Below are 24,752 nucleotides of genomic sequence, written 5' to 3'. Positions count from 1 at the left end.
ACTCTACCATTCGTCATGAGTTTCTAGTAGAATGGGAACTATCAACAATAAAGGGGGATGCCGCTTGTTTAGGGCGAATAACACAATGACTTATAAAATGATTGTATTAGATTTAGATGACACCTTACTAAGAGATGACCACACGATTTCACCACACACAAAAGAGATGTTATTTAAAGCACAAGATGCTGGCGTTAAAGTTGTCCTTGCGTCTGGGCGACCAACGTATGCGATGCGCGATTTAGGTGATGAGTTACATTTGCCTGATTACGGAAGTTACTTATTATCATTTAACGGTGGACGGATTACGAATTGTCAAACAAATGAAGATATCTTCTCTAGTACGTTAACTTTAGACGATGTACGTTTCTTAAAAAACTTAAGTGAAAAAGAGCAAGTCTTTATTCATACATATGTTGGTGACAACATTATTACGGAAAAAAATAATAAATATACAACCATCGAAGCTGACATTACAGGTCTACCAATCACCGTAGTCGATGATTTTGTAAAAGCCGTACCAGTACCTCCGGTGAAAGTATTGATGGTAGAAGCTCCGGAGAAATTAAAACCATTAGAAAAAAGACTGCAGCAAGAACTATCTGAACGTTTCAGTGTCCTTCGTTCAAAACCTTATTTCTTAGAATTCACAGAAAAAGGTATAACAAAAGGCACCACGATTGATCACTTAATTAAACAATTAGGAATTAAACGTGAAGAAGTGATTGCGATTGGCGATAGCTATAACGACCAATCTATGATTGAATTTGCTGGTCTTGGTGTGGCGATGGGGAATGCACCTGAGGACATTAAAGCAATCAGTGACTACGTGACAAAATCCAATATGGAAGATGGCGTCGCTCACGTTGTTGGAAAATTCATTTTCGGCGAAGTTTAAAAATTAACAATGATTTAAACACCTGACTATAAAAGTGCCCGTTAACCATTGACACTGTTCAATGAGTTAACGGGCACTTTTTCATGATTAACTTGTTTATTTTGATTTTGATTGATCTGAAATTTTAAGCAGTGGTGGCACGACCGTCATCACGATAAAAGCAGCAACAATCGACTCTCCAATACCATTAGACAAAAAGACAGTAAAAACAGCCACAATAACCCCACTAACAGATGAGACATCAATCGCTTGTGCATACGCATCATAAAAGACAACCGCAATCGCGCCCATGACTAAAAAGGTATGAATAATTGTTGTTACAAGTCCTGTTAAAAATAAACTTGTTTTTTCTTTGATCTTCTTTAAGGTAATAAGTTTATTAAAACCTTTCACAAAGAAATACGGTAAGATACCAATAATCACCCTCGGGAGAATGGCTACTACTAGTGCCATAAAACTTCCTCGATCAGTTCCTAGTACTGGAATAGCTGGTGAGAAAGCAAATGAAAGCAGTGTCGGTGCTAGTGTATTGTTAATCACACTTGTTGTCCCAAACGCTAAACCTAAAAATGCTCCGATTTTAGGTCCAAGGATAATAGAACCAATAATGACTGGAATATGAATCAAGGTTGCTTTTATTACACCTAAATGAATAAAACCAATCGGTGTAAAGGCAAAAAGTAAAATAATAGATAGAAAAATAGCGGTCAATGTAAATTGCTTAATATTCATATTGTTCACCCCTTTAACAAAACTCATTGTCCCATTCAATTTGACAGTTGTCTTGACTGGAGACATCCTCTACTTATTTTAATGGAATTTGAAAATTAATCAACTCTTTATTGAAACAAATTCTTTATATTTGTTCACTCTGAACCTAACAATTCTCTTATCTTGTATTCCGTGCATATTTTTTAAAATTAATGCGAATGTGATACCTTGAGGCCAACAAACAATGCACCCATTTTATGATAAGAGATTGAACATAATGCAAAGTAAAGAGATTGCTAATGATTAATCTTAAAATCATTTTAAAATTAATATAAACCGTTCAAGAAGAATGTGTCATCTGTCGTTATATCTAGATAATCAATTTTTTTATCAGCTGTTACATGTGCCCGACCTGTTAATTCACCTTGTTGATTAACACCGTCATCTATATGAACGGTAAAACGGTAATCCCCTTCTGCTTCTTGCTTTTCAATCGTTATGTTACTGATGTTTAAGTCAATCTCATTATAATAGGAAAGGACTGGATAGGTAAGAAGATACTTTGTAATATATTCTTCATAATAACTATCAGCAAGAAGGATGTGGTAATGTTCGTCTAAATATTGATTAAGTGGCGTATCATTTGTTAACTCGATGTTTCCATGATCATCAATAATCATATGACTATCAGGTGATTCTAATGCTTGAATCAGCATCTTATCTGCCGTTGAAAACTGGATAGTAAGTAGCTCTTTTAAAGCTGTTTCACGGCCCTCATTATTATCGACATCTAGGAACTTTATAGTCATATAGCCGCCTAACAAAATTATAATCGCAAAAATTGAAAGTAATAGGATCTGTGATGCTGTTTTCTTGACTGTTTGATTTTCTTGCGGGTTCTCATTAGATCGTCTCATCAAAACTTCTCCTCTCAAAAATCACAGTGGCATTTGTCATTAGGTTAAGTATTCACAATAACTTTTCAATCACTTTTATTCGATCTTTTGCCTGTCGATCCCCTTTTAGTGCAGCAAGACGATACCAATACTTAGCTTTTTTCATATTAACCTGCGTGCCAATCCCATTTTCATAGCAATGACCCAAATTATATTCACCATATGAATCGCCGCGTTCAGCTGCAAGTTGATACCAGGTAAGGGCTTCTATACTCTTCCCTAATTCAATCGCTTCGTGACCCAATTTATTCGCCGCAAAATCATCACCATGATGCGCCGATTTAATAAACCACTCTCTTGATAGAACAGGATTTATCTCTGTACCGACGCCATTCTCATACATATAACCTAACGTATACATTGCTTCTGGCACACCTTCATCAGCAGCTTGTTTAAAAATCTTAAGCGCCTTTTCTTCATCTTTTTCTACGTACTCACCTCGTAAGTACATATCCGCATAATTATTCAAGGCATCTCCATGTCCCAATTCAGCTGCTTTTTTATAGTTAAGGAACGTTTCTTCAAGATTATGATCGACGACTTGACCGACAAAGTACTCATTTCCTAACCAGTAAAAAGCTTCCGCATTTCCAAGTTCAGCTGCATGTTTAAACCAATTAAATGCCCATTTGTCACAATCAATCGATTTATAAAAATGAGCGAGGGCTACTTGTGCATCCGCATGACCATTTACCGCTTGTTGATATAATGCTATTGCTTTTTCCTCTTGGTCATTACTTAAATATAAATTGACTGATGCATTGTTTGAGTTCAACATTTCTAAAAGGACAGTATTTAAGTCACGAACAATCAGCTCAGTATAGTGTTCGTCAAATGTTTCAAGATTCATTAACTGTCTATATAGAATATAAATATTATCCGAAAGATCTTCTGGGGAAGTCACACAGATTTTAAAAATAGCCCGTAAATCTTTACTAAAATTAGAGCTTAACGTTAAATGATTGAGTAATTTTACCACTTCTTTGTATCCATTTTTTAGTAATAATTGTTTTGAATCCATATCTAACACCTTTCTTCTCCAAATCTACTTAAAGTATTGCATAATTCACGGGTTAATAACAGTCGTTTTCATGACACGCTATCCCTTCGTGATAAAAATCAACCAGGCAATCAGACAAAATCAAACACTTCAGACCGTTTTATAGACTGATAAGCGACTTCAAATAACATTGATAAGTATCGATGTTGGTGAGGGTATTGGTTTAGAAATTCATTTAAATGTTATTATATGTAAAACTTACAAAATTAAGGTTATTTATCAAATAGTGTTGACGAGAAATTTCAACACTGTTTTGGATGTTGGGTAAATGTTCTTTAACGTCTTTATACTCGTTTTCATATAACTAAAAATATTATCGTCCAGTTTTCCCTTCACGATCTCTTCGATATCGTCATAATTCCTACCATCAAAAGTTTTAAATAATTGTTGGATTAAGTTATGGTTTGCTTTTAGTTCATCAGAATACGCTAACATAGTATCCACAACAGATTTAGATAGCAGTTGCCCGAACATGGTATAGTGCTTATACTCTGTACTTGAAAGGTCCTCGCTAGGTTTTAACATTAATCGCCAGTATCGCTTGAGCCGACGGTATTTCTTTTGTCTTCGCCGTTTGATGTGTTGAATGCTCGGATAATTATTACACGCGTTTTGTTCATTACTCGCGTCATCAATTGTACGATGTGAAAGGAATCGATAATGATTTTAGCATTAGGAAACAGGTCCTTAATCACGCCTTGATAACTCGCATTCATATCAATCGTCACCGTCTTGACTCTCTTGTGCTGTTTAAAAGTAAAATACGTCGTAAAGTGGTTGCGAATCGTGCGCCTATCACGTTGTGGGAGTATATCTAAGAGATCACCAGAAGCCAAATCAATATAGATAAAAGTTATCTGTTCTATAGCGACCTTAAATTCATCAAAAGAAAGGTTCTCAGGTAACGTCCGATCATACGTTTGAATCTCTTGACTCGACTTATTAATTTCATGTTGAACCGTTGTTGGAGAAACAGCAAAATCATGGTCACAATCCTCTTTAAAAGCTTCTGTAACGCGTGTGGTCGATTTGCCATTGTTTTCAATGACCGAATAGGGAACAGAATTTTTAGAAACACTTTTTTAATACGCATCATCAACGCCTCGTTTCAGTGTTTGTTACACTTATTATAATATAGTACTCAATATAAAATTAAAAATTCATCATAAAAAATAAGCCGTGCCAAAGCCTAAGCGAGTTTTTAGAGAAATGAGGTGTCAAACTCCCGAAACCAAAAGTTCTTGACGATGATATTAAATAATGTTATTATTGGAAATATATGCAAATAAAATAAGAAATCGGCATAATAATGGTGATGAAAAGAAGGAAATAATAATTTCATGAATCCTACACCCCACCATTACCAACTCTCCAAGTAAAATGGAGACACGGATTTTTGTTTAACATTTCCATAAATGTTATTACTTTGTATTTTTAGGCAGCAACTATCTTAATTTGGAGTGGTTTTAATGAGAATATTTAACCCTTTTTTGAGTCTGAGTCTATTTTTTTTAATAGTAACACTGACCCTTTTTTTTATAGGACCTATAAAAACTGATGATCTGTTAATATGGCTGCTTGTATCAGCTAGTTTTAGTAGCTTATTTTTAAGTTTTTATCTAAAACAAAAATATTATATAAATTTCGTATTTTTGTTATTTATTTTTTTGTTTATAGTATTTTTATATGTCGTCGCTTTTGTTATATTATTTTACCTGTTATTCTTTTTAAATAACTAAAAACTAAAAAGGTATAGATCAATAACTATTGAATATTTATTGTTGCCTTTTGCTAATTTTTCATTAACAAAAGAAAATATAAGTGAATCAATTTCATAATTACTCTTTTTAAAAAATCAAACACGACCAGAATTTCAATATTTGTCTTAAAAAATTTTTATGCTATTTGATATTGCTTTAGGAATGAGCCTAAACAATCTGCTGCTAGTTTTGATGCATTATAAATAAGCGTCACTAAATCAAAGTGAGCTTTTGCACGTTTTCCTGTACGGTAATGAACATTATTGAGCTGGAAAAAATCCTTAAGATAGCCATTTACTCTTTCAACAGAACTGCGACGTTTAGAAATAGTTTTCCATATTCTTTAGGTCGTGTGCACCTTAATGATTCATACTTTGGATCATAGTGTCACCGTCAAGAACTTTTGAACAATTTTTGCGTGTTAATTTTGAACAGTTTTCGAGTCAAATAAAGTTTCGCGGTATTTCAAACGATGACTTTCTCCTTGGAATTGAATAACCTCTGAACGATGGAGGAACCAGTCAAGAATAGCCATCGCAATGCCTTGGTCACCTAATAAACGGCCCCATTCTTCAGGGTCTTTATTTGACGTAAGAATAATGGATGTTTTCTCGTATAAATGGTTGATCAAGTGAAATAATAAATTTACTTCATGTTGATCCATGGCCATGAGATCATCCATAATCACTAAGTCTGCTTCTCGGATGCGTTTCAAGCACATCTGGGACTTTTTAATATACGTCTCTGTCTTCAATAACGGGATTAACTCGCCCATCGTGACAAAAGCGACGCGTTACTTATTGTAGATGGCTTCTAAACCTAAGGCGACGGATAAATGTGTTTTCCCTACACCTGAGGGACCTAGAAAGATGAGGTTATAATTCTCATCTAACCAGGTCATTTCTTTTAATTGATTCAGCTGCTTCATACTAAGAGAAGGCAAATCATTGACGTCGAAGACATCTAATCCTTCAGTATAGAGCCAAAACTTCTCACCAACCCTATTTGACAAAAAACCACAAAATTAAAAACCCTTAGGAACGTTGATATAACAACATTTCTAAGGGTTTTGAAATTTTTTAAATTAACTTAAAAGAACGCTAAAGTACCGGTGGTCAGGACTTAACATTTACCCCTAGACCTTGATATATCAACGTATAGGACATTTTATGTGTAGTAAATGTGTAGTAAATTTTTATTTGTGTCTGATCAATGTACTTTTACTTATTCCCGTTAGTTCCTCAACTTGCTTATAAGAGTATTTACGTTTTAATTCTAGTGCGTGATCAATCTGTTTCTTGCTGTATTTTTTCGGTCTACCTTCTCTAAATCCTTCACGTTCTCTAGCAAGTGTTTTTCCTTCTTGCGTTCTCTCTACAATCATATCCCGTTCAAATTCAGCGAATGAAGTCATGATATTAAATATTAATCTTCCGGTTGGTGTATCTTCAACCAATCCCATATTTAAAACATGGACTTTAATACCTTTGTCAAACAGTTCTCTGATTGTCTGGATACCGTCAACGGTTGAACGTGCGAACCTATCAAGTTTAGTCACTATAAGTGTATCGCCTGAACTTAAATCACTAAGCAATTGATTAAAAGCAGGACGATCCTTTTCAGTTCCAGTGAACTTATCTTTATATATCTTATCGCAATTTTCGTTTTCTAACTGTTTTATTTGTCCTTTTAGATCTTGTTGTAGAGTTGACACTCTAGCATAACCACATTTCATTTTAACCGCCTCATTTCATCGTTTACTTATGACACTAAGTTATGACACAAGTCAAACACTGATTCTAATTACTTCATTAAACTAGTGTCATAACTTTCAAGTTTTGACACCGTTCCATGTAAAAGAAAAGGACGAACATCATCGCCCTTACCTAAACATACGTTTACTTGCGTACTTACCAACGATTCTATTTTTGATGCGCTGCTTGATCTTGCCTTTTCTCACTGCATTCACATCGCCTAGAAACTTTGCTGTTTTATAAAGTAATGATCTAAACTTGTTTATACTCATATCTTTCACCCCCTAATTTAAAAATAACATTGGATCTACTGCATTTTGTTTTGACCAGTTGCCAATATGAACTTCAAAATGTAAATGCTGCCCTGTACTGATACCACTCGTACCCATTTGAGCGATTAACTCACCACGATCAACCACATCACCTTCTGTTACTTGTGTTGTGTTAGGCATTAAGTGAGCGTAAAACGTTGTTACTACTTCTTTTTGTCCGTCACCGTCTATGTCTATTTGATGCTGCAACATGATTGCATCACCGTAACCATTCATACGACCGTCATACTCTTTATAAACGTCAATCACCTTACCGTTTTCGGCAGCATAGATATATTGATTACCTGGCATCGCAATATCAATGCCTATGTGCGCCTTATTCTCACCAGTGATAGGGTGCTTACGGTTATTATCAAAATAGGACGTGATTCTTGTTGTTGATGCCGGAAAGAATAATTTTGCGTTAGGATCTAGCTTCACTAGTTGTTGTTTGATAAAGATATTTGTTTGTGCAATTTCGTACGCTTTAACATATCCCTTTAATTCAGATACTCGCTTGTTTAACTGGATCATCTCTTGTTTCATTTGTTCGTTTAATTCGTTATTTTGATAGATTAATAGCTGTTCTTGTACGTTTTCTAGTTCATTTTGGTATTTTTCTAGTTGTTGCAGGTTATCCGCTTGAACTGGATAACCTGTAAGCAATAAAACAGTGATCACTAGCAACGTCACTTTATTTAGCAAGCAACTCACCAACTTTATTTTTAATTTTTAGCATATTATCAAATTGTTCCTGACTTTTATCATCGACTTTATTAAACGCTTCTTTTATAACTTCTTTTGCACCTGACACATACCAGTCAATGAAATCTGACGTTAAAATAAGCTCGTCACGGGTCATTAGTAATCTTGTTGGTGTTATGTCATTCAAACTATCTAAATCGTTTGTATTGGCTTCTAAATGACTTTTTAAGCTATCGTACGTTTGTAAGTCGTTTTTCCTGGTCTTTTTAAACGCTTTTTTTACGTTCTGTCGTGATTGTGCCATAGCAAGCATTAAAGATGCTGCTTCACCTTTTGACACGATGATTTCATACATGCTTAAATCCTCCTATCAATGATTTTCTGTATTTGTTCCGGCTGATAGATATGCATTTTACGATTGTAGTCACGTATATAGTCTTTTACTTCAAAATTAACTTCTAGCGCTCGGTGGTTGATCACTGTTAAAAGATTGATCATGTGGGCGAATTCGCTATCTGTTAAATCATGCTTGATAAACTTATCTTGTAAAGCGACTTTTAAAAGCTGACAAAAACTTAAAATTTTATCAGTGTCTTGACTAACTTTGTTTACTAAAGCTTGGTTCATGACCTAACTCCTCCCATATATAATCATATAGCTTGTTGATCTCGTTTTTCGTTAGTTCGTGCGGCTTCATCATAAAAAAGGATTTACGTCCTATCTTTACTTTGCGATCATCAGCATAGTTCTTTGCTCGTGTCCAATGCATGCACGAATAAGGTAACAACAAATATCCTTGTCGGTTCGCTAAATCCTCGGCAACATCTAACGACTGATAAAAACAAAACTCTTGTACTTTTTTAGCATAAACAACAATATTAATGGACGGGTAAAGATACGCTAGTTTTCTTGGGTCTTTTTCATTGTAGTTTTGTTTAACTACTGATACTTTGTTTACGTCCATTTTTACGTTTACCCCTCGCATTGTTATGGATCTCATCTAGTGTTGCGAAAAATTCAGTGCCTTCACGTTCTGTTTGCGGTAAAGGAAAGCCCTGAACCATATTGAAAGTATCGTATAAGTTTAATCTAAAGACCCGTTTCGCTTTCCACATAGGCAAGAACTGTTTATGCATAAATTCGCCCGTCTGAAAATCCCTGAAGTGCAATTCAAAACCTTTATCGCCTATCTTGCGAACCGTTATTAATATTTCTACAATCTGACGTATACGACTATCAACGTTATTTATGCTCGGTGAACAATAGATCTGCACCGATTGCATTTTACGTGTAAACATTAATACTTCAGTCGCAACGCCTGCCCCATACTTAGACCATTTCCGGTTACTAAACGCCATTTGTGCCTCGTCCCAACACACAATAGATCCTTGCGCTTGAGCAACGTCATACCACGTTTCAAAATCTCGCATAGGCTTGCTGTCTTTTAGTTCATAGTTGCTAAAAAGTTGAACGTGTCCGCCATTTGCTTGTGTTTTATCTTTCCAGTAGTGAGCAAGTAACGACATCATGAACGTTTTACCTGAACCAAGTGCGCCCTGGATAAAAATATGGTGTGCCATTATTTCTTACCACCTTTCGCATCTCCTGGCGCCATCACGATTGGTTTTGGCGGCTTTGGTATTAGTGCTTCAATAGTATCAAGATAGTAGTCTGGATCAGCAACATCTGTTTTACCTTGCTTAGTAATGTAATCGGTGATTTCCTTGTAAGGATTTTTGTCAGGATATAAATATTTGTTTTCACCTAGTCGCTTTAAGTAGAGAATAGCTTTTACTTGTGGTTCTCTTAGTGCTTGTGATTTTGTAGTCATTTCTTCTATTACTTGTTTTACGTCCGATATATGTTGAACTTGCGGGAATAAATCATCACTAATCGCACTTTGTAATTTATTCGCATTATCAACGTTATTCATACCATTTGTATTTTGCATTTAACCATCAAACCCCCGTCTATCAATATTTAACTTGCTTAAAATCGCTTCTGACAACATGTGATTTTGCCTGAAATCGCTAGGCAATAAAGATAATTGAGATAAACGCTACTGCAATCAATCCCATTAAAATAATCTTGGTTAAATCTGTTGCGTTTGGCATTTCCGGTTCACGATAACTTGTAATTTGACTTAGTACAATGTTTTGTTCTAGTCGTGCTAAACGTTCAACCTCGTTTATACTTTGTTGCGGTGCCCGGTAAAAGAAGTTACGTCCTTCTTTTCCTACCGATATTTCACAGTCTTTTATCGGCACTTTATAAGCGCCTTCTACTGTCACACTTTCATCATCAATGTAATCAATCTGTTTTATATCGCTAGTACGATTATCGTTATCAAATACTATCAATAGATCTGTTGTTTCAATGTTGTATTCTTCATCATCTTGCTTGCGTTTAAATAATGCCATTTACTTTACCACCTTTGCGATTCTTGTTTTTCTTTGTTTTTGGTTGATTGATTTTCTTTACTAAGAACCAGGATAGAAAACCGATACACGCAACTCCTAAAGCTGTTCCACTTCCTAGAAAAAACATATAAACAAATGCATCAAACATTTAACATCATTCCTTTCAAATTTTTTACCACCACTTCACGCCATCTTTAACAGAAAAGTATAATCTCATAATGGATCTAACCATCAAGAGTGTACCTAGCAGCACTGTAGATGCCAAAAGAGAGGTGACAACCATCTGCCATTCGCTAGGTAGATCACCAAACACTTTAAAATATTGACCTATATTTAAACCTTGTGCTGTTACTAGTTGCACACCTTGTAATCTTTCAATAGCTAAATCTAAAAATGAAATTGGCGGCTGTAAGATCGTATCAATAAACTGTTTTAATACTTCATACACGTTCAAATCATTCGCCCCCTACTCTAATACTAGAAATCAATTTAATCGCTGTCACTGCTGTAATAACCCATAAACCAAATGAAAGAACATAAGCAATAACATCTAGTTGCATTGGTTCTAATGCATGAAATAGCTTGCTGATTGTGTCACTGTAACCATGTCCGCCTGAACTTTGTGGCGTATATGCTAGACTGCCTAAAGTTCGTCCAAATCCAATGATCAACGACACAAGTAATGAACCAATCTCAAATAACACTTCAAACAGTTTTACTGCTAGTACCCCAATCATGTAAACGATATAGAGTAAAGCACGTATCACATCAAATATGACTGTAAAAAAATTAACTATTAGATCAATCAAAAATTGAAAGAGTGAAGCAATGCCGCCTATTAGCCATTCGCCAAAACTCCAAAATAAATCAAATAGTTTTCCAAATGCATCGCCTAAAATCCCCATTAATAAAACTTCCTTTTACTGAAGATTCCCATCATCAAATCAATTAGTTTTTGACTAAATAACGTGATCATTAAGAGGAAAAGGAAAGGGGCAATATATTTCAAATGCCCCTCAAATACAACTTGAATGATCTGACTTAACAATTCTGTATTCATTATCATTCACCCTTTCTGTAATCCCTCTGAACTCGTGTTGACGTTCGTCCTTCTCGTGTACTTATCCTTGTTTCTCGTGGTTCTCTATACGCACGTTCTGACACTCTTTGTTCTCGTTCTGTTTCAGCGTTATTATTGTTGTTTAGTGATTGTTTAATTACTTTGATAAATTTAGGAACTAAGATAAACGATAGACCTAATAAGATTAAACTACCGATAACTCTTAATAAGCCGGCACTTGTTGTTAAAAGTTCATTGATGCCAAAAGGTAAATTAACGTTTGATTCTTGTTGTTCTACTTCAGATTCTTCACCGTTATCACCGATTGTTTGTAAACCAACTAATGGATCACCTAGTGCGCTGTATTTCATTTCAGCGGCAGGAATCGTATATTGCTTATCAGTAGCAGGCACAACAACATATTCTTGACCATCAACCAAAATTCTCACTTGACCGGTTTCAGGCTGTTGCCATGTCACTAAATAATCACCGTTTTCTTGTTCTTCAAAATCCTGACCACCCAATTCTGGTGGCGGTGCGACTAAAGTTGTCGCTTGCACTGTCACGCCTTCCGATTCTAAGCCTTGAAACTCGGTTGTAAGTTTGTAATCATACGTGGTTTGTTCTTCAACTGTTAAATCATTAAAGTATGTTCCGTTTGTTTCAAAGAGTGGATCATATTCATCAACTGATAATAAGCTAAATGTCTGAACGTCACTCACTTTTTTACGATAGATATTGACGTGTTCAAAGTATTCTGTTTCAGGTAACGACCATGATAGATCTACTCTGTCGTGTGATGCTTCAGCATTTACTTGTTTAATTTCTTCAAGTTCTGGCGTTGCAATCGTCACTTTTTCAGTAACGCCTTCACTTTCATTTCCTGTTTCGTCTACTGTTGTGAATTTGAAGTTGTATATTCCGCCATAATCAAGATTTTTGACTGTATAACTTGTATCAGTCACGTTGTCAGCTATTAACACATCATCTTGATAGATTTTAACGTGTGAAAAATCCTCATCAGTCGGTAAATCATAAGTGAAACTAGCTTGTAGATATGTTTGAATTGTTGTTAAATTTTCTATATCTTTTGGTGGTGTAAGTTGCAATTCATCAAAAAAATCCATCTCATGGATTCTAATATTTTCACCACCAAATCTAATTCTATTTATATTACTCAAATCTCTTGTAATAATATATTGATTTTTACCATTAACTGATGGTAAATCAGCTAATGTTATTTTATATAAACTTGAATTATCCGCATAAAAATTTATCCATCCTTTTGGATTACTCCCAATTATTGATATTTCAAACTGAACAACTGCACCAGTATTTAATTTTATTGGTTTAGATAAATTCGAAAAATCATATCTTCTTGGCGTTAAGGTATAGTAATTATTTAAATTATCGTCAAAAATTATATTCAAACCATCAACATTAACATCTTTTATATTTAATAATCCATTTGAATAACTGTAATCACTAGCAAACACCCCGGAAACCGGCAACAACATAAACAACGCTAGTATTAAAACAAACACTTTCTTTTTCACTTTATCACCCTTTTCTATTATTTATTAGGTATTGGCGCACCTGTTAGATCCTTGCTCGGTAAAGGTGCTTTTGTTAATTCATCGTTTGGAACTGGTGCGTTTCCGGTATCTTCACCTGGTAAAGGCGCTGTTCCTGTATTATCTCCTGGCGTTGGTGCAACATTATCGCCCCCACTTGGACTAGGCGCAATGTTATCTTCCACGCTTGGACTTGGTGCGGTTCCTGTTACGTCAGGTGGTTCTGGTGCAATGTTCTCTTGTGCGGGTGGTTCTGGCGCTGTACCGGTCACGTCTGGAACTTCAGGCGCTTGCAAGTCTTGTTCACTTGGTATGTTCTTTTTAAATTCTTCTTGTGTTGGTAGTGATCCAACTGGATCAAGTAGTTCAAATCCACCTGACGGATCTTCTTGAAACTGTATTTCTTCCGCATCTGCTTTTAAATCGTTTGCGGTAAAGCCTGATTCTTCAAAATCATTTGGTAAACTACCTGTTGGTTCGTCTATACCACTTTCTAAAGGATTGTTAAATATAGGCTGTTCAGGTGGTTCAGGCGCTGTACCTAACATGTCCTCCATTTCATCACGAAAAGCGGGAACGATTGTATCACGCATAGTTTCAGATACTTGCTGCCAATCTGGTGCGGGTGGTATCGCACTTTTAATTTCATCGAGTTTTCCCATCATGTTATCCCAACCCGGTATATCAACGACACAACTACAATCACTTTTTCCTGGGTCTGGTTCCGGATCTGGTTCTGGGTCGGGTTGTGTTGTTGGTTCTTCAAAATATATTTGTGTTGATATTGGGTTATTTGATTCCATGTAATTTAAATAAACTTCTCCACCATCATTTGACCTTAATTTAACTGCTGATACGTTTGCCGGAAAGTTAAACGAATTAACGCCATTACTTAAAGATTGTGAACCTATCAGTGATGCTGAACCGCTAACAGTTTCATACATAAGTATTTCAGCGTTATTACTGTTACTTGTGTATTCAACAAAAGTAAATTCATCATTTCCTTTATTCGGGTCTGCCCACATAAACTTTTCTGATTCACTTGTTGTACCATAGTACGGTAACGTAACTGATGCAGCCGATACGTTTGAAATTGAAATCATCATCAGCAACGCAACAATCAAAACAACCTTCTTCACTCAATCACCTTCTAACTAAAAAACGGGGCGGGTAGCATTTACACTACCTACCCCGTTTTTTATAATGTGATAAATACTAGTTCTTACCGCCATTGCCTAAAGCGCCTTTAATTAGGCGTACTAGTTTAGGCACAACAACGAATGAAATTGCTAATAGAACGAATGGTCCAATCAATCCTAGTAATTCGGTTGCTGCTGTAATAAGTTCTGATACATCAAATGGTAAAGTTACTCCTGTAAACATAGTGTCTGTTACCTCCTCCATATTATTTAAAACCCCTTTGTTAAAAAATTTATATTATAGGACTGTGCCTAATAATAACTAATAACTAATATTCTTGATAATCATAATCATGACCATCTTTTTCTTTTGATGCTTGTCTGAATGACTTTGCTATTATGCTGATAAGTAGCCCCGCTGTCGCAATTGCGAAAAATATCATCACGCCTGGCGCAACCATTTCAAGCAACATCTTAATATAGCCCCACATTTCACTAAGTCTTGCATCTGTAAAAAATTCTATCTTCATTTTTATCGCCCGTTTCGTACTGCTTTAATAACAACGTTTAACAACATACCTACCGCAATAATTCCAACGATGATCATTAAGAAGTTTGCGACTGTTCTTAAAATAAAACCGAATGTATCCCAGAAAAATGTCCAATCCCAAACGCCTGATAAATTCAACATGATCACCCCTAACTATTTTTGTATGATTGTTATTAACGTAAGCAGCAACGACACAAATACTGTAAAAGTAAGCAAGACACTTAAAATGTCCGGATTGCCTAACCAAATCTTAAACGCTTCAGCCATAAGACCGCCTATTTCCACCTGTCAGCAACCCCCTCAAGTAAACCGATAATAATATTTGTGAGTGGGTACAAAAACAAACTCGCTGAAATAATCACTACGTACGCTAGAAAAATTTCTTTGCCGGTAAAGTCTAATACTTGATACATGCTTTACCTCCTAACCACTCGATCTATCAGCATAAAAATAATTAAAATAAACAACGCTGTTGACACTAACAGATCACCAATCGTTACTTCATGGATCACGTTGATTGTTCCGGCATTGGAATCTACAACGGTCATTTCTCTAGTATCGACCGGAACAACAACTTGCGGTTCATCTATTCCCGGTTCGCTTGTTGCTTCAGTCGTTTGAACTGTTTGATCTGTCGTTTCTTCAGTCTGTTCGTCAACTGGTTCATCTGTCGTTGTTTCAGTTGGTGTATCTGTTGTTTCTGTCAATTCTGTTTCAGTTTCTTGACCTGTTTCGTCAGTTTCCTGCAATTCTGTTTCCTCGTTCAACTTGATCACCAACCGTTTTTAATTATTGATTGACTTAACCTTACCACCCCTTTTTGATAAAAACTATGCCAAAACATGCCAAAACATTTAGATTTTATGCCAAAACATTTTTTAAAGTTTAAAAGTCATTTTTTCATCACTCGACAAAATTATAAAAGGTGCAACCTACCCCACCATCAAGAATCAAGCATGAACATTTCAAATGTTTTTAACAAAACGAAAGAAAAAAAGAGTAAAAAGCGACTTAATAACGTGCGCTTATTTACTCTTTTTTCCCCGTTACTCTTATATTTGTAGTGCATATAATAATATATATAAATATATTGCTATACTGCACCATTCAAATAATTATTTTACTTTTATTTACTGAATGGCCTCCTTCCATTTTATGTAACTTGTCATTTAATTTCATACGCCATATTTTAATCTGTTTGTGTGTGATTCCCTCACTCAAAACAGTTTCAGGCACATGATCTAAGTCATTTTCCCAGGCTTCTAATTCTTTCAAAGCATTTTCTATTTTACCTAAGCTATACAATGTTTCACGGTACTTCATTCGCTCGATTGGTACATACTTCTTGACGTAACAATAGTGATTCCCTCTCGCTTTTGATGATTCAATAAACATCTTTATCCCCCTAAACAGATTTTTTTAAAGCATCTTCATTTGCTTGATTCGGTAAAAATCCAACTGCCACACATAATTCCGGGTACTTCTCAAAAACGGTTCTCGTGTCTTTAATTTCTTTTGGCTTAAATACAACAACGCTTGTCATTGATCCCACTCCCTTGCATTTTTAAATGTGTCAATGTCTAAATGTCTAACCACTGGATCATACAGTTCTAACCACAAATCCATATCAAAATTCACAATAGCTTGATCGCCATATAGTTCATGCATACGCTTTTTATGTTCACGTGATAAATCTATATTTTCTTGTAGATCTCTTTTTGTCGGCACTTGATGATCTAGCCGCCATATCATCATCGCAAGTTCTAAATCATTAACATCACCGTCAATGTGACTTGTATCAGCGCAATCTATGCCATTTGCTAGATAACGCCCTTTTTCTCGCTTACTCTCAAAAACTAATACCGGTATTGTCATTTTTCCAACTCCTCGAAATTCCATTCTAAATCTATTTCGTTAATCTCTAACCAATGAAACGTATCAATTTTTTCTAAACGTACATCATTCATCATTGATTCTTCTTGCATTTCCCACACTGTTCCTTTTTCAACTAAAACTTCTTTACCTGTTTCTATGTCATCAACATCAATAGCATCTACTGTAAATTCATGTATGCATTTATAAATTTTCATGTGATTATCCCACTCTTAAATCAATCTTTTTTTCTGCTTCAACACTTAATTCTTTCTTGTACCAAATCCCCTTGAAATGCTTATAAGCTTTTTTCATCATCGGCTTGCGATCAAAATATTCTTGTCGTCTGAACTTCCACATTTCAACGCCCTGATTATCGTTTGCATCTGGATCAATACGATCCCAAAACTCAAAATGCATTTCTATGTCTGTTTCATCTTGAAAGATATAATATTCCTCGTATTCGTGATCAAGCATGATACAAAGCGAATCAAATTGATCTAAGTGATCTATGTGATACAGTTCAAAATCTTTCAAACGCTCGTCTAAGTTCTCCCACATTTCCTTTTCTGTTTCAAACATTGCTAGATAGTGTTCATTCATTACTTCATCTCCTTGTTATATAATTTCCTTTCCGCAAACGGGACAGAAATTAATATATATACTTTCCATAAACTCTGCTTCTTCGTGATCTATCATCAATCTGTTATCGTAAATATAGACACTTAGTTTGCTGTCACTTGACTCTATACTTTTGCTTCTTGATGAACAGTGTTCACAATTATATTTCATTTCTTAATCTCCCTTTTCAAAAATTATTTATGCGTTGATCCATGCCATCAAACTCTATAATTTCAGCGCTATTTAACATTCGTGACAAGATGCGTTTACCTTGCTTGCCATATTTTTCACTGAAATCACCGGCACTGTAATTTGTTGTGTAAACGGTCGGTAGTGCTTGACGTGAGTTGATCACTTGGAACAAGACTTCACTCGCCCACGTTTCAAATCCTGATGCATCACGCTTAACATATTCAGCGCCTACATCATCAAGAACAAGTAAATCTAGTAATTCTAAACGCTTGATAATGTCATCTTGAGTTTGTGAACTATTCTTGTTAAACGTTGATTTAATCATGTTCATTAAGTCTGTTGTTGTTAAAAACATGACCTTATAGCCTTGTTCTCTTAATTTTTTTAAGATTGATGCGGCTAAGTGTGATTTACCTAAACCAACATCACCTTTAAAAACTAGACTATGTTTCTTGGAGAAATTATTAAACTTAGACACATAGCCTTTACATAATCTTAGTGCTTCACGTTGGTTATCTGTTTGCGGTTGATAGCTTTCAAATGCTGCTTGATCAATGCTTTTTTCAATGTGTTCATGATTGATGATCCAGTTGTTAAATTTATAATCTTCAACATCTTCCTTTTTCGGTAAAGTGTCTTTTAGCTTGTTATTCTCACATGTCATACACATGCCATGTACATGTTTCTCACCTTCACGATCTGTACGCTCGTAAATGTTGTATTCACTTTGACAAACGTCACAAGTCTTTTTATCAACGACAACAACTATTTCTTTCATTACCTGCTTTATTGATTGCATATCACTCACCTACCCTAAAAGTTTTGTGTATTGATCCATAGAAGGATCATGCGGCTTTTTATCTTGTTGCTTATAACTTTGTTTGCTTGCTTGTTCTTCAAGCTGTTGTAAGTTCTTGATGCCTTGTTTGTTCCAGTTTTTCAAGATACCACGTAAATAACCAATGTTTCTTTTATCAGCTTCACATGCTATGTTCATTGCCTTAAATGCCATTTCATCAAAATCATCAAAATCAAATTCATTTTCAAACGACAACAACGTTTCTTTAGCAAAATAGTTATCTTCACCAAAACCGTTTTTATCCCAAAACATTGTAAGTGCGTTTACCTCTTGTTGTTTTTCTTTTTCTTCTTCTTTTTCTTCTTCTTTTTCTTCTTCTTTTTCTTCTTCTTTTTCTTCTTCTTTTTCTTCTTCTTGTTGTTGTTCTTGTCCACCTGTCGTTGACGTATCGTTATACGTATCGTGAGAACCCGTATCATTGCTGGATTTTGATGATTTACGTTTTTTATTTGACGTATCGTTACCCGTATCGTTACCCGTATCGCCATACCATTCGTAAATTTTTCTAATTTCTTGCTTTTCAACTTTTCTACCAACAAATAAAATTAGCTTTTTATCTTTTACTTGCTGTAGTTCTGAATTAACACAATCAATAATTGGTTTACCACCACGATTAAAGTTGTACTTACCCCAATTTTTTATGGCTATTTCTCTTGTCTTGTCGTTATAAACAACCAATTTATGATGATTAATGAATCTATCTAATAATGCGTTGATACTTTCAATAGAATAACCAGTGTCAAACGCCATTTGTTTCTTGGTGATCTGATAGATACCTATTTGTTTTGTTTTTGAGTTTGTCAAAAGGTATAAGAAGAAATATTTATCTTCTGGCGTTAGTTCTTCAACTACCTTAGGATCTTCCCAAAATTCCGTTCTAACCATTCTAAATTTACTCATTTCATAAAACCCCTTTCATTGCTTGGTTTATTATTTTTATTTCTTGTTCTTTATCCATTTGAACAAAGCCTTGATCTACGTCATAATTTACTGGCTTGTTGTTGATATAAAGAATTGTTCTGTACTCTATCTTTTGTTCTCTAAGAACTCTTTCTAATTTTGATACCTGATTAACGTTGTTAGTAAAATAAGTTTCTTGACCGGTAAACGTTACATATTTTTCAGCCATTTTTTATACCGCCTTTGAATGAATTTTTTTAAAGTTCTTATCTAAGAAATCAGCCATTTTTGAAGCTTGGAACGTCCACTTTTCGCCTTGATTTTTCGGATAGTAGACAAATCCACCGTGTTCAAGATCAAGTTGCTTTTTAAATCTTGGTTGATAAAGAATGTTCTCTTTTAACCATGTTTGTTTCTTTCCGGTTCGTTTTTCCAAATCTTTCATAGTCCAATAGACACCCGCCAAAGCAGTATCTTTTAACTGTTTTAATTCAATCTTGCTTATCAGTACCATTTCAGAGGGTATAGGTATAGATAGACTTACTTCTAGTTCTTGCATGTTTAAAACCTCCTATGCTGTTTCTTCAACTTCACGAACTGCATAGCGTGAAGCTAAAAAAATATCTTCAATTTTAAGATTGTAATACCTAGAAATCTTGATAGCTGTTTCAGTTCCTACATTTCTTCTACCATTTTCTATTTGTGATAAGTAACCGGCTGATATAGATAGATTTTTAGCAGCTTTTTCAATGCTTAAACCTGATTTTAACCTTGCTTGTCTAAGTAAACTCATTTAATCACCCCTTATTAACTTTGCAATGTGCGTTGCTATAAATTTATAATACTTCACACATCGCAAAGTGTCAACCCGTTTCGCAAAGTTTGTTTAAAAAAGTTTAACCTTTGCATTTTGAAAAGTATAATAGATATATATAGGAGGGTTTATTGTGAATGAAAAAACATTTGGTAAAAGGCTTAGATCTTTAAGACAAGGAAAGAAATTAACCATGAAAGAGTTAGGTAAAAAATTCAACCTAGCTGAATCGACCATTTCAGGATATGAAACAGGAAGTAGAAAGCCTGATATGGAAACCACAATGAAATTAGCTGATTTCTTTGAAGTGTCCATTGATTATTTATATGGTCGTGATGATAAAGATGATAGCCTATTTTTCTTTGATTTAGAGGGATTGACTGAACAGGAACTAGCTGACATTAAAGAACACATTGAATATGTTAAATGGAAGTCGCAACAAAAGGAGAAGTGAAATGACGAAAAAGGATAAAGATCAGTTAGGTTACTCAATAGCATTAATTGTTTTTCTTTTATTGATTATGGTGCGTAATTTTTTTAGCTTTATTCCCATCATGTATTTTATTGGTGGCGCTTTAGCTATATCATTTATCGTTGGTGAATCAGTAAAAGCAATGATCCCGACTAAAAAGACAAAACGTAAGTCAACGAAAAATAAAACGAAAAATAAGGAAACAACTAAGAAAAAAACAAATAAAAAAGCTACAAACAACGCACCTAAGAAAAATCACAATCAATTAAGATGTAAAAAAGAAGTTATGACACTACCTTTTGAAAAGTTATCATGGCGGGAATTTGAAAGACTTTGTTACTATTACTATGAATCTAAAGGACAAAATCCTAGAGAAACAGGTGAAGGCGCTGACGGTGGTATAGATCTAATCATATACAATAATAAAGATAAGGCTGATGAAGCTGTACAAATTAAAATGTACGCTAAACATAGACAAGTTGACGTTAAAATAATTAGAGAATTGAACACTGCTAAAAAGAATCACAAATGTATGCTTGCAAGACTTATTACAACGTCAGATATATCTTTAGCCGCAATGCGTGAAGCAGGTGACAACCGTATAGATACACATGATGGTTTTTGGGTAGAAAATACGCTGCTAAAATGGCGTGATCAAGAAGCTAAAAGACTAAAGTACATAAAGTAAATTTCAATTACAATCTTTTTGGTTGTAATTTTTTTCTTGATAAAAAGAACAAACGTTCGTATAATGGTTATGAGGTGATTAAATTGGACTATAAACCATTTGAAACAGAACTAGCAATATCGAACTATTACAAGTCAATAGGCATACTAGAACCTTACCAAATTGATTTACAAGCTATTTCAGACGGTTTTGGCATTAACTTGACTTATACCACTAAAAAAACATTTGCATTTGAAAATGGACGGTTTAGAATGATTAATGTAGATGCTAGCTTGCCTGAACATTTAAAACGTGAGCATTACTTTCACGAACTTTGTCATATCTTACGACATTATGGATCACAACTGTTTTTGGCAAGTGCATTTATACAACTACAAGAATATGATGCAGTAAGATTTACAAGGTATGCAGCTATTCCCTATCACATGATTAAACTATTTGATCTACATGATCCATTTGTGATTAAAAGAATGGCACAAGCGTTTTGCGTGTCTGAACAAGTCGTAAGTGATCGGCTAGATGGTATCTTGAGAAATTCACTTGAAAGGAGATATGTATATGGCTAGTATCGTAAAGCGTGGGGCTAGTTGGCAATACATTATTAGTCGTTATGTTGACGGTAAATACAAACCAATAAGAAAAGCAGGATTTAAAACAAAACATGAAGCAAAGGTTGCGGCTGATGAAATTGAATACAAATTAAATACTGGTCAACGTATCAAAAATGAACATATAGCCTTTTCAAAGTATTTTGAAGATTGGTATAGTATATATAAGACAAACGTATCAAAACAAACGTTAAACCACTACAAGGATAGTCTTAGATATATCAAAGAACATTTTGGTGAAGTGACAACAATACAAGAAATAAAAAGAAAAGATTATCAGGTATTTTTAAATGAATACGGAAAGAAGTATGCTAAAGAAACCATTTCAAAAGTTCATGGACATATTAAAGCATCTGTTGATCATGCTGTTGAAGATGAAATAATTAGAATCAACTTTGCGGATAAAGTCATTTTGACGGGAAAACAGTCTAAGGATAAAAGCGAAAAATATTTAGAGTTTGAAGATAGCGAAAAACTATATAAAACACTTATGAAAAATCTTAATAGAGGTTTAAGTTATTATGGCGTTTTGCTTTTATTGGTGTCAGGTATGCGCTTTGAAGAACTTGTAGGACTAACAAGAAATGATTTTGATTTTGATAGTAATACGATAAGTATTAATAAAGTGTGGGGCTACTCTAACAAAATGACTGAAGGATTCGGGAAAACGAAAAATAAACAATCAGTGAGAACAATAAAGATTGATGCTGACGTGATGCGTGAATTTAAAAAACTATTTATGAAGATGCCCGATAATATTAATAGATTAGTCTTTTTCAGTGTGAAATCAAAATATAGAGTGATTAGCAATACGATCATCAATAAAACATTGAAAAAGGCTTTAATAGTTGCAGGAATCAAGAAACAAATTACTGCACATGAACTAAGACATACACACGCAAGCGCACTGATCTATAAGAAAACGTCAATCATTTATGTAAGTGAACGCTTGGGACATGCAGGAACTGAAATCACATATAAACGATATGCGCACCTGATGAAAGAACTAAGAGAAGAAGATGAAAAAATAGCAATTAACATATACTAAATGTGTAGTAAATGTGTAGTAAATTTTAAAAACGTATGATATTCTATGTCAACGCCACAAAATTAAAAACCCTTAGGAACGTTGATATAACAACATTTCTAAGGGTTTTGATATTTTTTAAATTAACTTAAAATAACGCTAAAGTACCGGTGGTCGGGGTCGAACCGACACTCTCGTGAAAGAACGGGATTTTGAGTCCCGCGCGTCTGCCAATTCCGCCACACCGGCATATTATGGAGGCGGTAACCGGATTTGAACCGGTGATGAAGGTTTTGCAGACCTCTGCCTTACCACTTGGCTATACCGCCGTTCTCCAAATAAAAAAATGGAGCGAAAGACGGGATTCGAACCCGCGACCCCCACCTTGGCAAGGTGATGTTCTACCACTGAACTACTTTCGCAAGAATGGCTGGGCTAGCTGGATTCGAACCAACGCATGACGGAACCAAAAACCGTTGCCTTACCGCTTGGCTATAGCCCAACAATATATAATTAAATCTTTATAAACAAAAATGGGGCGACCGGTGGGGATCGAACCCACGCATGTCGGAACCACAATCCGATGTGTTAACCACTTCACCACGACCGCCATAATATAATTTTTATAAAGCAGGGGTAGTAGGAGTTGAACCCACACCGGAGGTTTTGGAGACCTCTGTTCTACCATTAAACTATACCCCTATATTATTACTGATTTTTTTCTTAAAAAAAATGGTGGAGGGAGTAGGACTCGAACCTACGAACCCGATGGGAGCGGATTTACAGTCCGCCGCGTTTGGCCAACTTCGCTATCCCTCCAAATAAATGGTGGCTCGGGACGGAGTCGAACCGCCGACACACGGAGCTTCAATCCGTTGCTCTACCAACTGAGCTACCGAGCCATTTATGGGCACTTAATAAATTAAGTGGCGGTCCGGACGGGACTCGAACCCGCGACCTCCTGCGTGACAGGCAGGCATTCTAACCAACTGAACTACCGGACCATATTAATTTTTGGTTGCGGGGATAGGATTTGAACCTATGACCTTCGGGTTATGAGCCCGACGAGCTACCAGACTGCTCCACCCCGCGACGATATAAAGTTTGTAAATGGTGGAGGATGCAGGGCTCGAACCTGCGACCCCCTGCTTGTAAGGCAGGTGCTCTCCCAGCTGAGCTAATCCTCCAACATATAATGGTGACCCGTACGGGATTCGAACCCGTGTTACCGCCGTGAAAGGGCGGTGTCTTAACCGCTTGACCAACGGGCCATAAGTGTAAAAGTTATCTGGCGGAGAGCGAGGGATTTGAACCCTCGAGACGGTTTAACGCCGCCTACACGATTTCCAATCGTGCTCCTTCGGCCACTCGGACAGCTCTCCATTTTGGCTCCACAGGTAGGATTCGAACCTACGACCGATCGGTTAACAGCCGATTGCTCTACCACTGAGCTACTGTGGAATGGATAGTATGCCTAGCGACGTCCTACTCTCGCGGGGCTTAAGCCCAACTACCATCGGCGCTGAAGAGCTTAACTACTGTGTTCGGCATGGGAACAGGTGTGACCTCTTCGCTATTGTCACTAGATCTTTTATCGCTTTGTCTTTGTTTGTCACAAGGACAAGATATATTATATTATGTTTTTCAGAGTTTTGCAAGTGTTTTTTATAAAAAATTAACTTTTTTATATTTTTTTCTCACGAAAAATTATACCCTGAAAACTAGATAAGAAGTAAACAATCATCAAACAAAAATTTAGTTAAGTCCTCGATCGATTAGTATTCGTCAGCTGCACATGTCA

40 protein-coding genes, 14 tRNA genes, 1 rRNA gene and 3 pseudogenes are annotated in these 24,752 nt (G+C 35.5%); 6 read left to right on the top strand and 52 right to left on the bottom strand.

The features are described from left to right. Positions 1 to 85 precede the first annotated feature (85 nt). Positions 86 to 898, top strand: a complete 813-nt coding sequence (locus BM098_RS09265; RefSeq protein WP_089832679.1) for a Cof-type HAD-IIB family hydrolase — start codon at positions 86 to 88, stop codon at positions 896 to 898. A gap of 96 nt (positions 899 to 994) precedes the next feature. Here BM098_RS09265 and BM098_RS09260 read toward each other — a convergent pair whose 3' ends face one another. From BM098_RS09260 to BM098_RS09250, 3 genes are all read right to left on the bottom strand, one after another. Then, positions 995 to 1,630 (bottom strand): ECF transporter S component, encoded by a 636-nt coding sequence (locus BM098_RS09260; protein ID WP_089832640.1) that lies wholly within the window; start codon positions 1,628 to 1,630, stop codon positions 995 to 997. Between the two features lie 305 nt (positions 1,631 to 1,935). After that, positions 1,936 to 2,526 (bottom strand): hypothetical protein, encoded by a 591-nt coding sequence (locus BM098_RS09255; protein WP_089832638.1) that lies wholly within the window; start codon positions 2,524 to 2,526, stop codon positions 1,936 to 1,938. Between the two features lie 52 nt (positions 2,527 to 2,578). Continuing rightward, on the bottom strand, positions 2,579 to 3,586 hold the full coding sequence (locus BM098_RS09250) for a tetratricopeptide repeat protein (protein WP_089832677.1): 1,008 nt from the start codon (positions 3,584 to 3,586) through the stop codon (positions 2,579 to 2,581). Positions 3,587 to 3,668: 82 nt separating this feature from the next. Here BM098_RS09250 and BM098_RS13760 point away from each other — a divergent pair. Beyond that, positions 3,669 to 3,809, top strand: a pseudogene (locus tag BM098_RS13760) (cupin domain-containing protein); the annotation flags it as partial. Between the two features lie 35 nt (positions 3,810 to 3,844). On the opposite strand, the gene BM098_RS13995 reads toward BM098_RS13760, so the two are convergent. The 34 genes and pseudogenes from BM098_RS13995 to BM098_RS09105 form a co-directional block, all read right to left on the bottom strand. Further along, positions 3,845 to 4,150 (bottom strand): hypothetical protein, encoded by a 306-nt coding sequence (locus BM098_RS13995; protein WP_089832636.1) that lies wholly within the window; start codon positions 4,148 to 4,150, stop codon positions 3,845 to 3,847. Further along, entirely contained in the window at positions 4,150 to 4,551 is a 402-nt protein-coding gene (locus BM098_RS13755) for a transposase (protein ID WP_261766443.1), read from the bottom strand. The genes BM098_RS13995 and BM098_RS13755 overlap by 1 nt, the downstream gene beginning before the upstream one ends. Before the next feature lie 970 nt (positions 4,552 to 5,521). Beyond that, positions 5,522 to 5,728, bottom strand: a pseudogene (locus BM098_RS09235) (transposase); the annotation flags it as partial. Between the two features lie 78 nt (positions 5,729 to 5,806). Next, positions 5,807 to 6,364: pseudogene (locus tag BM098_RS09230) on the bottom strand (ATP-binding protein); the annotation flags it as partial. 216 nt (positions 6,365 to 6,580) lie between these two features. Continuing rightward, positions 6,581 to 7,120 (bottom strand): recombinase family protein, encoded by a 540-nt coding sequence (locus BM098_RS09225; RefSeq protein WP_089832633.1) that lies wholly within the window; start codon positions 7,118 to 7,120, stop codon positions 6,581 to 6,583. Between the two features lie 147 nt (positions 7,121 to 7,267). Continuing rightward, on the bottom strand, positions 7,268 to 7,411 hold the full coding sequence (locus tag BM098_RS13600) for a hypothetical protein (protein ID WP_186819691.1): 144 nt from the start codon (positions 7,409 to 7,411) through the stop codon (positions 7,268 to 7,270). Positions 7,412 to 7,423: 12 nt separating this feature from the next. After that, the gene (locus BM098_RS09220) at positions 7,424 to 8,143 is read right to left on the bottom strand and encodes a M23 family metallopeptidase (RefSeq protein WP_234987469.1); all 720 of its coding nucleotides are present in this window, start codon (positions 8,141 to 8,143) and stop codon (positions 7,424 to 7,426) included. A 1-nt stretch (position 8,144) separates the two neighbouring features. After that, positions 8,145 to 8,510 carry a hypothetical protein gene (locus BM098_RS09215; RefSeq protein ID WP_089832629.1) on the bottom strand — a complete coding sequence of 122 codons (366 nt, stop codon included), beginning with the start codon at positions 8,508 to 8,510 and terminating at the stop codon, positions 8,145 to 8,147. 2 nt (positions 8,511 to 8,512) lie between these two features. Next, the gene (locus BM098_RS09210) at positions 8,513 to 8,782 is read right to left on the bottom strand and encodes a hypothetical protein (protein WP_089832627.1); all 270 of its coding nucleotides are present in this window, start codon (positions 8,780 to 8,782) and stop codon (positions 8,513 to 8,515) included. Then, positions 8,754 to 9,119, bottom strand: a complete 366-nt coding sequence (locus tag BM098_RS09205; protein WP_089832625.1) for a hypothetical protein — start codon at positions 9,117 to 9,119, stop codon at positions 8,754 to 8,756. The genes BM098_RS09210 and BM098_RS09205 overlap by 29 nt, the downstream gene beginning before the upstream one ends. Beyond that, entirely contained in the window at positions 9,091 to 9,735 is a 645-nt protein-coding gene (locus BM098_RS09200) for a zonular occludens toxin domain-containing protein (RefSeq protein WP_089832623.1), read from the bottom strand. Before BM098_RS09200 ends, BM098_RS09205 begins: the two co-directional genes overlap by 29 nt. Further along, the gene (locus BM098_RS09195; RefSeq protein WP_062323314.1) at positions 9,735 to 10,088 is read right to left on the bottom strand and encodes a hypothetical protein; all 354 of its coding nucleotides are present in this window, start codon (positions 10,086 to 10,088) and stop codon (positions 9,735 to 9,737) included. The genes BM098_RS09200 and BM098_RS09195 overlap by 1 nt, the downstream gene beginning before the upstream one ends. Positions 10,089 to 10,185: 97 nt before the next feature. Then, entirely contained in the window at positions 10,186 to 10,575 is a 390-nt protein-coding gene (locus tag BM098_RS09190; protein WP_089832620.1) for a hypothetical protein, read from the bottom strand. Then, on the bottom strand, positions 10,562 to 10,723 hold the full coding sequence (locus BM098_RS13595; RefSeq protein WP_186819692.1) for a hypothetical protein: 162 nt from the start codon (positions 10,721 to 10,723) through the stop codon (positions 10,562 to 10,564). The genes BM098_RS09190 and BM098_RS13595 overlap by 14 nt, the downstream gene beginning before the upstream one ends. 24 nt (positions 10,724 to 10,747) lie before the next feature. Then, positions 10,748 to 11,023 (bottom strand): hypothetical protein, encoded by a 276-nt coding sequence (locus BM098_RS09185; RefSeq protein ID WP_307725240.1) that lies wholly within the window; start codon positions 11,021 to 11,023, stop codon positions 10,748 to 10,750. Positions 11,024 to 11,030: 7 nt separating this feature from the next. Beyond that, positions 11,031 to 11,480 (bottom strand): hypothetical protein, encoded by a 450-nt coding sequence (locus tag BM098_RS09180; RefSeq protein WP_089832617.1) that lies wholly within the window; start codon positions 11,478 to 11,480, stop codon positions 11,031 to 11,033. Between the two features lie 157 nt (positions 11,481 to 11,637). Beyond that, complete coding sequence (locus BM098_RS09175; RefSeq protein ID WP_089832615.1) at positions 11,638 to 13,191, bottom strand: fibronectin type III domain-containing protein; 1,554 nt, start codon at positions 13,189 to 13,191, stop codon at positions 11,638 to 11,640. Between the two features lie 17 nt (positions 13,192 to 13,208). Beyond that, a complete protein-coding gene (locus tag BM098_RS09170) occupies positions 13,209 to 14,348 on the bottom strand; it encodes a hypothetical protein (RefSeq protein ID WP_089832613.1) in 1,140 nt (379 codons plus the stop codon). A 76-nt stretch (positions 14,349 to 14,424) separates the two neighbouring features. Beyond that, a complete protein-coding gene (locus BM098_RS09165; protein ID WP_234987468.1) occupies positions 14,425 to 14,592 on the bottom strand; it encodes a hypothetical protein in 168 nt (55 codons plus the stop codon). 85 nt (positions 14,593 to 14,677) lie between these two features. Continuing rightward, positions 14,678 to 14,878, bottom strand: coding sequence for a hypothetical protein (locus tag BM098_RS09160; RefSeq protein WP_089832609.1), 201 nt, complete (start codon positions 14,876 to 14,878; stop codon positions 14,678 to 14,680). Positions 14,879 to 14,880: 2 nt separating this feature from the next. Continuing rightward, positions 14,881 to 15,039, bottom strand: coding sequence for a PTS ascorbate transporter subunit IIC (locus tag BM098_RS09155; protein WP_089832606.1), 159 nt, complete (start codon positions 15,037 to 15,039; stop codon positions 14,881 to 14,883). A 12-nt stretch (positions 15,040 to 15,051) separates the two neighbouring features. After that, on the bottom strand, positions 15,052 to 15,183 hold the full coding sequence (locus BM098_RS13865) for a hypothetical protein (RefSeq protein WP_261766442.1): 132 nt from the start codon (positions 15,181 to 15,183) through the stop codon (positions 15,052 to 15,054). Beyond that, the gene (locus tag BM098_RS13465; RefSeq protein WP_159430157.1) at positions 15,174 to 15,311 is read right to left on the bottom strand and encodes a hypothetical protein; all 138 of its coding nucleotides are present in this window, start codon (positions 15,309 to 15,311) and stop codon (positions 15,174 to 15,176) included. Before BM098_RS13465 ends, BM098_RS13865 begins: the two co-directional genes overlap by 10 nt. Before the next feature lie 3 nt (positions 15,312 to 15,314). Then, on the bottom strand, positions 15,315 to 15,647 hold the full coding sequence (locus BM098_RS09150) for a hypothetical protein (RefSeq protein WP_089832604.1): 333 nt from the start codon (positions 15,645 to 15,647) through the stop codon (positions 15,315 to 15,317). 358 nt (positions 15,648 to 16,005) lie between these two features. Then, on the bottom strand, positions 16,006 to 16,293 hold the full coding sequence (locus tag BM098_RS09145) for a hypothetical protein (RefSeq protein WP_089832602.1): 288 nt from the start codon (positions 16,291 to 16,293) through the stop codon (positions 16,006 to 16,008). A gap of 10 nt (positions 16,294 to 16,303) precedes the next feature. Further along, positions 16,304 to 16,441, bottom strand: a complete 138-nt coding sequence (locus BM098_RS13460; RefSeq protein WP_159430156.1) for a hypothetical protein — start codon at positions 16,439 to 16,441, stop codon at positions 16,304 to 16,306. Next, positions 16,438 to 16,773, bottom strand: a complete 336-nt coding sequence (locus tag BM098_RS09140) for a hypothetical protein (protein WP_089832599.1) — start codon at positions 16,771 to 16,773, stop codon at positions 16,438 to 16,440. Before BM098_RS09140 ends, BM098_RS13460 begins: the two co-directional genes overlap by 4 nt. Beyond that, positions 16,770 to 16,988 carry a hypothetical protein gene (locus BM098_RS09135; protein WP_089832597.1) on the bottom strand — a complete coding sequence of 73 codons (219 nt, stop codon included), beginning with the start codon at positions 16,986 to 16,988 and terminating at the stop codon, positions 16,770 to 16,772. The genes BM098_RS09140 and BM098_RS09135 overlap by 4 nt, the downstream gene beginning before the upstream one ends. Before the next feature lie 4 nt (positions 16,989 to 16,992). Next, entirely contained in the window at positions 16,993 to 17,373 is a 381-nt protein-coding gene (locus BM098_RS09130; RefSeq protein ID WP_089832595.1) for a hypothetical protein, read from the bottom strand. 205 nt (positions 17,374 to 17,578) lie between these two features. Then, on the bottom strand, positions 17,579 to 18,382 hold the full coding sequence (locus BM098_RS09125; protein WP_089832592.1) for an ATP-binding protein: 804 nt from the start codon (positions 18,380 to 18,382) through the stop codon (positions 17,579 to 17,581). A 9-nt stretch (positions 18,383 to 18,391) separates the two neighbouring features. Beyond that, positions 18,392 to 19,342: a DnaD domain protein gene (locus BM098_RS09120; RefSeq protein ID WP_089832590.1), complete on the bottom strand. Its 951-nt coding sequence runs from the start codon at positions 19,340 to 19,342 to the stop codon at positions 18,392 to 18,394. A gap of 1 nt (position 19,343) precedes the next feature. Continuing rightward, the gene (locus tag BM098_RS09115) at positions 19,344 to 19,571 is read right to left on the bottom strand and encodes a hypothetical protein (RefSeq protein ID WP_089832588.1); all 228 of its coding nucleotides are present in this window, start codon (positions 19,569 to 19,571) and stop codon (positions 19,344 to 19,346) included. Positions 19,572 to 19,574: 3 nt separating this feature from the next. Then, a complete protein-coding gene (locus BM098_RS09110; protein ID WP_089832586.1) occupies positions 19,575 to 19,901 on the bottom strand; it encodes a DUF771 domain-containing protein in 327 nt (108 codons plus the stop codon). A gap of 12 nt (positions 19,902 to 19,913) precedes the next feature. Beyond that, complete coding sequence (locus BM098_RS09105) at positions 19,914 to 20,135, bottom strand: helix-turn-helix transcriptional regulator (protein ID WP_089832584.1); 222 nt, start codon at positions 20,133 to 20,135, stop codon at positions 19,914 to 19,916. A gap of 154 nt (positions 20,136 to 20,289) precedes the next feature. On the opposite strand from BM098_RS09105, the gene BM098_RS09100 reads away from it, so the two are divergent. The 4 genes from BM098_RS09100 (at position 20,290) to BM098_RS09085 (ending at position 22,972) form a co-directional block, all read left to right on the top strand. Beyond that, the gene (locus BM098_RS09100; protein ID WP_089832582.1) at positions 20,290 to 20,610 is read left to right on the top strand and encodes a helix-turn-helix domain-containing protein; all 321 of its coding nucleotides are present in this window, start codon (positions 20,290 to 20,292) and stop codon (positions 20,608 to 20,610) included. A gap of 1 nt (position 20,611) precedes the next feature. Next, positions 20,612 to 21,316, top strand: a complete 705-nt coding sequence (locus BM098_RS09095; RefSeq protein WP_159430155.1) for a restriction endonuclease — start codon at positions 20,612 to 20,614, stop codon at positions 21,314 to 21,316. 83 nt (positions 21,317 to 21,399) lie between these two features. Then, positions 21,400 to 21,882, top strand: a complete 483-nt coding sequence (locus tag BM098_RS09090; RefSeq protein WP_234987467.1) for an ImmA/IrrE family metallo-endopeptidase — start codon at positions 21,400 to 21,402, stop codon at positions 21,880 to 21,882. Further along, positions 21,875 to 22,972 carry a tyrosine-type recombinase/integrase gene (locus tag BM098_RS09085; protein WP_089832578.1) on the top strand — a complete coding sequence of 366 codons (1,098 nt, stop codon included), beginning with the start codon at positions 21,875 to 21,877 and terminating at the stop codon, positions 22,970 to 22,972. Before BM098_RS09090 ends, BM098_RS09085 begins: the two co-directional genes overlap by 8 nt. A 144-nt stretch (positions 22,973 to 23,116) precedes the next feature. Here BM098_RS09085 and BM098_RS09080 read toward each other — a convergent pair. The 15 genes from BM098_RS09080 to rrf all read right to left on the bottom strand — a co-directional run bounded on the left by BM098_RS09080 (position 23,117) and on the right by rrf (position 24,538). Further along, a tRNA-Leu gene (locus BM098_RS09080) sits at positions 23,117 to 23,200 on the bottom strand. A 6-nt stretch (positions 23,201 to 23,206) separates the two neighbouring features. Continuing rightward, positions 23,207 to 23,280 (bottom strand) — tRNA-Cys (locus tag BM098_RS09075). An 18-nt stretch (positions 23,281 to 23,298) separates the two neighbouring features. Continuing rightward, positions 23,299 to 23,373, bottom strand: a tRNA-Gly gene (locus tag BM098_RS09070). Positions 23,374 to 23,378: 5 nt separating this feature from the next. After that, positions 23,379 to 23,453 (bottom strand) — tRNA-Gln (locus BM098_RS09065). A gap of 32 nt (positions 23,454 to 23,485) precedes the next feature. Continuing rightward, a tRNA-His gene (locus BM098_RS09060) sits at positions 23,486 to 23,561 on the bottom strand. A gap of 21 nt (positions 23,562 to 23,582) precedes the next feature. Continuing rightward, positions 23,583 to 23,653: transfer RNA gene (locus BM098_RS09055), tRNA-Trp, on the bottom strand. Between the two features lie 31 nt (positions 23,654 to 23,684). After that, positions 23,685 to 23,770: transfer RNA gene (locus BM098_RS09050), tRNA-Tyr, on the bottom strand. Between the two features lie 7 nt (positions 23,771 to 23,777). Further along, positions 23,778 to 23,853 (bottom strand) — tRNA-Phe (locus tag BM098_RS09045). 25 nt (positions 23,854 to 23,878) lie between these two features. After that, positions 23,879 to 23,955, bottom strand: a tRNA-Asp gene (locus tag BM098_RS09040). Positions 23,956 to 23,966: 11 nt separating this feature from the next. Then, a tRNA-Met gene (locus BM098_RS09035) sits at positions 23,967 to 24,043 on the bottom strand. A 19-nt stretch (positions 24,044 to 24,062) separates the two neighbouring features. Further along, a tRNA-Val gene (locus BM098_RS09030) sits at positions 24,063 to 24,138 on the bottom strand. 9 nt (positions 24,139 to 24,147) lie between these two features. Next, a tRNA-Glu gene (locus BM098_RS09025) sits at positions 24,148 to 24,222 on the bottom strand. A gap of 18 nt (positions 24,223 to 24,240) precedes the next feature. Further along, positions 24,241 to 24,333, bottom strand: a tRNA-Ser gene (locus tag BM098_RS09020). Between the two features lie 4 nt (positions 24,334 to 24,337). Continuing rightward, positions 24,338 to 24,412, bottom strand: a tRNA-Asn gene (locus BM098_RS09015). Between the two features lie 11 nt (positions 24,413 to 24,423). Further along, positions 24,424 to 24,538 (bottom strand): 5S ribosomal RNA (gene rrf / locus BM098_RS09010). Between the last annotated feature and the right edge of the window lie 214 nt (positions 24,539 to 24,752).

The organism is Halolactibacillus halophilus (assembly GCF_900115605.1).
GTDB classification, from domain to species: domain Bacteria; phylum Bacillota; class Bacilli; order Bacillales; family Amphibacillaceae; genus Halolactibacillus; species Halolactibacillus halophilus.
Note: the sequence above shows the minus strand (reverse complement) of the source record. Positions and strands in the feature narration are given on the sequence as shown.

Bases quoted from the DNA above. Each gene is read 5' to 3' on its own strand.
- BM098_RS09195 (WP_062323314.1), bottom strand. From the start codon at position 10,088: ATGAATAACGTTGATAATGCGAATAAATTACAAAGTGCGATTAGTGAT.
- BM098_RS09260 (WP_089832640.1), bottom strand. From the start codon at position 1,630: ATGAATATTAAGCAATTTACATTGACCGCTATTTTTCTATCTATTATT.
- BM098_RS09165 (WP_234987468.1), bottom strand. From the start codon at position 14,592: ATGTTTACAGGAGTAACTTTACCATTTGATGTATCAGAACTTATTACA.
- BM098_RS09255 (WP_089832638.1), bottom strand. From the start codon at position 2,526: ATGAGACGATCTAATGAGAACCCGCAAGAAAATCAAACAGTCAAGAAA.
- BM098_RS09145 (WP_089832602.1), bottom strand. From the start codon at position 16,293: ATGTTTATTGAATCATCAAAAGCGAGAGGGAATCACTATTGTTACGTC.
- BM098_RS09190 (WP_089832620.1), bottom strand. From the start codon at position 10,575: ATGGCATTATTTAAACGCAAGCAAGATGATGAAGAATACAACATTGAA.
- BM098_RS13465 (WP_159430157.1), bottom strand. From the start codon at position 15,311: ATGTATCAAGTATTAGACTTTACCGGCAAAGAAATTTTTCTAGCGTAC.
- BM098_RS13600 (WP_186819691.1), bottom strand. From the start codon at position 7,411: ATGAGTATAAACAAGTTTAGATCATTACTTTATAAAACAGCAAAGTTT.
- BM098_RS09135 (WP_089832597.1), bottom strand. From the start codon at position 16,988: ATGAAAATTTATAAATGCATACATGAATTTACAGTAGATGCTATTGAT.
- BM098_RS09225 (WP_089832633.1), bottom strand. From the start codon at position 7,120: ATGAAATGTGGTTATGCTAGAGTGTCAACTCTACAACAAGATCTAAAA.
- BM098_RS13595 (WP_186819692.1), bottom strand. From the start codon at position 10,723: ATGTTTGATGCATTTGTTTATATGTTTTTTCTAGGAAGTGGAACAGCT.
- BM098_RS09110 (WP_089832586.1), bottom strand. From the start codon at position 19,901: ATGCAAGAACTAGAAGTAAGTCTATCTATACCTATACCCTCTGAAATG.
- BM098_RS09210 (WP_089832627.1), bottom strand. From the start codon at position 8,782: ATGAACCAAGCTTTAGTAAACAAAGTTAGTCAAGACACTGATAAAATT.
- BM098_RS09085 (WP_089832578.1), top strand. From the start codon at position 21,875: ATGGCTAGTATCGTAAAGCGTGGGGCTAGTTGGCAATACATTATTAGT.
- BM098_RS09130 (WP_089832595.1), bottom strand. From the start codon at position 17,373: ATGAATGAACACTATCTAGCAATGTTTGAAACAGAAAAGGAAATGTGG.
- BM098_RS09095 (WP_159430155.1), top strand. From the start codon at position 20,612: ATGACGAAAAAGGATAAAGATCAGTTAGGTTACTCAATAGCATTAATT.
- BM098_RS09105 (WP_089832584.1), bottom strand. From the start codon at position 20,135: ATGAGTTTACTTAGACAAGCAAGGTTAAAATCAGGTTTAAGCATTGAA.
- BM098_RS09250 (WP_089832677.1), bottom strand. From the start codon at position 3,586: ATGGATTCAAAACAATTATTACTAAAAAATGGATACAAAGAAGTGGTA.
- BM098_RS09155 (WP_089832606.1), bottom strand. From the start codon at position 15,039: ATGTTGAATTTATCAGGCGTTTGGGATTGGACATTTTTCTGGGATACA.
- BM098_RS09140 (WP_089832599.1), bottom strand. From the start codon at position 16,773: ATGACAATACCGGTATTAGTTTTTGAGAGTAAGCGAGAAAAAGGGCGT.
- BM098_RS09120 (WP_089832590.1), bottom strand. From the start codon at position 19,342: ATGAGTAAATTTAGAATGGTTAGAACGGAATTTTGGGAAGATCCTAAG.
- BM098_RS09265 (WP_089832679.1), top strand. From the start codon at position 86: ATGACTTATAAAATGATTGTATTAGATTTAGATGACACCTTACTAAGA.
- BM098_RS09200 (WP_089832623.1), bottom strand. From the start codon at position 9,735: ATGGCACACCATATTTTTATCCAGGGCGCACTTGGTTCAGGTAAAACG.
- BM098_RS09205 (WP_089832625.1), bottom strand. From the start codon at position 9,119: ATGGACGTAAACAAAGTATCAGTAGTTAAACAAAACTACAATGAAAAA.
- BM098_RS09115 (WP_089832588.1), bottom strand. From the start codon at position 19,571: ATGGCTGAAAAATATGTAACGTTTACCGGTCAAGAAACTTATTTTACT.
- BM098_RS13995 (WP_089832636.1), bottom strand. From the start codon at position 4,150: ATGTTAAAACCTAGCGAGGACCTTTCAAGTACAGAGTATAAGCACTAT.
- BM098_RS13460 (WP_159430156.1), bottom strand. From the start codon at position 16,441: ATGACAAGCGTTGTTGTATTTAAGCCAAAAGAAATTAAAGACACGAGA.
- BM098_RS09215 (WP_089832629.1), bottom strand. From the start codon at position 8,510: ATGTATGAAATCATCGTGTCAAAAGGTGAAGCAGCATCTTTAATGCTT.
- BM098_RS09125 (WP_089832592.1), bottom strand. From the start codon at position 18,382: ATGCAATCAATAAAGCAGGTAATGAAAGAAATAGTTGTTGTCGTTGAT.
- BM098_RS09160 (WP_089832609.1), bottom strand. From the start codon at position 14,878: ATGAAGATAGAATTTTTTACAGATGCAAGACTTAGTGAAATGTGGGGC.
- BM098_RS09180 (WP_089832617.1), bottom strand. From the start codon at position 11,480: ATGGGGATTTTAGGCGATGCATTTGGAAAACTATTTGATTTATTTTGG.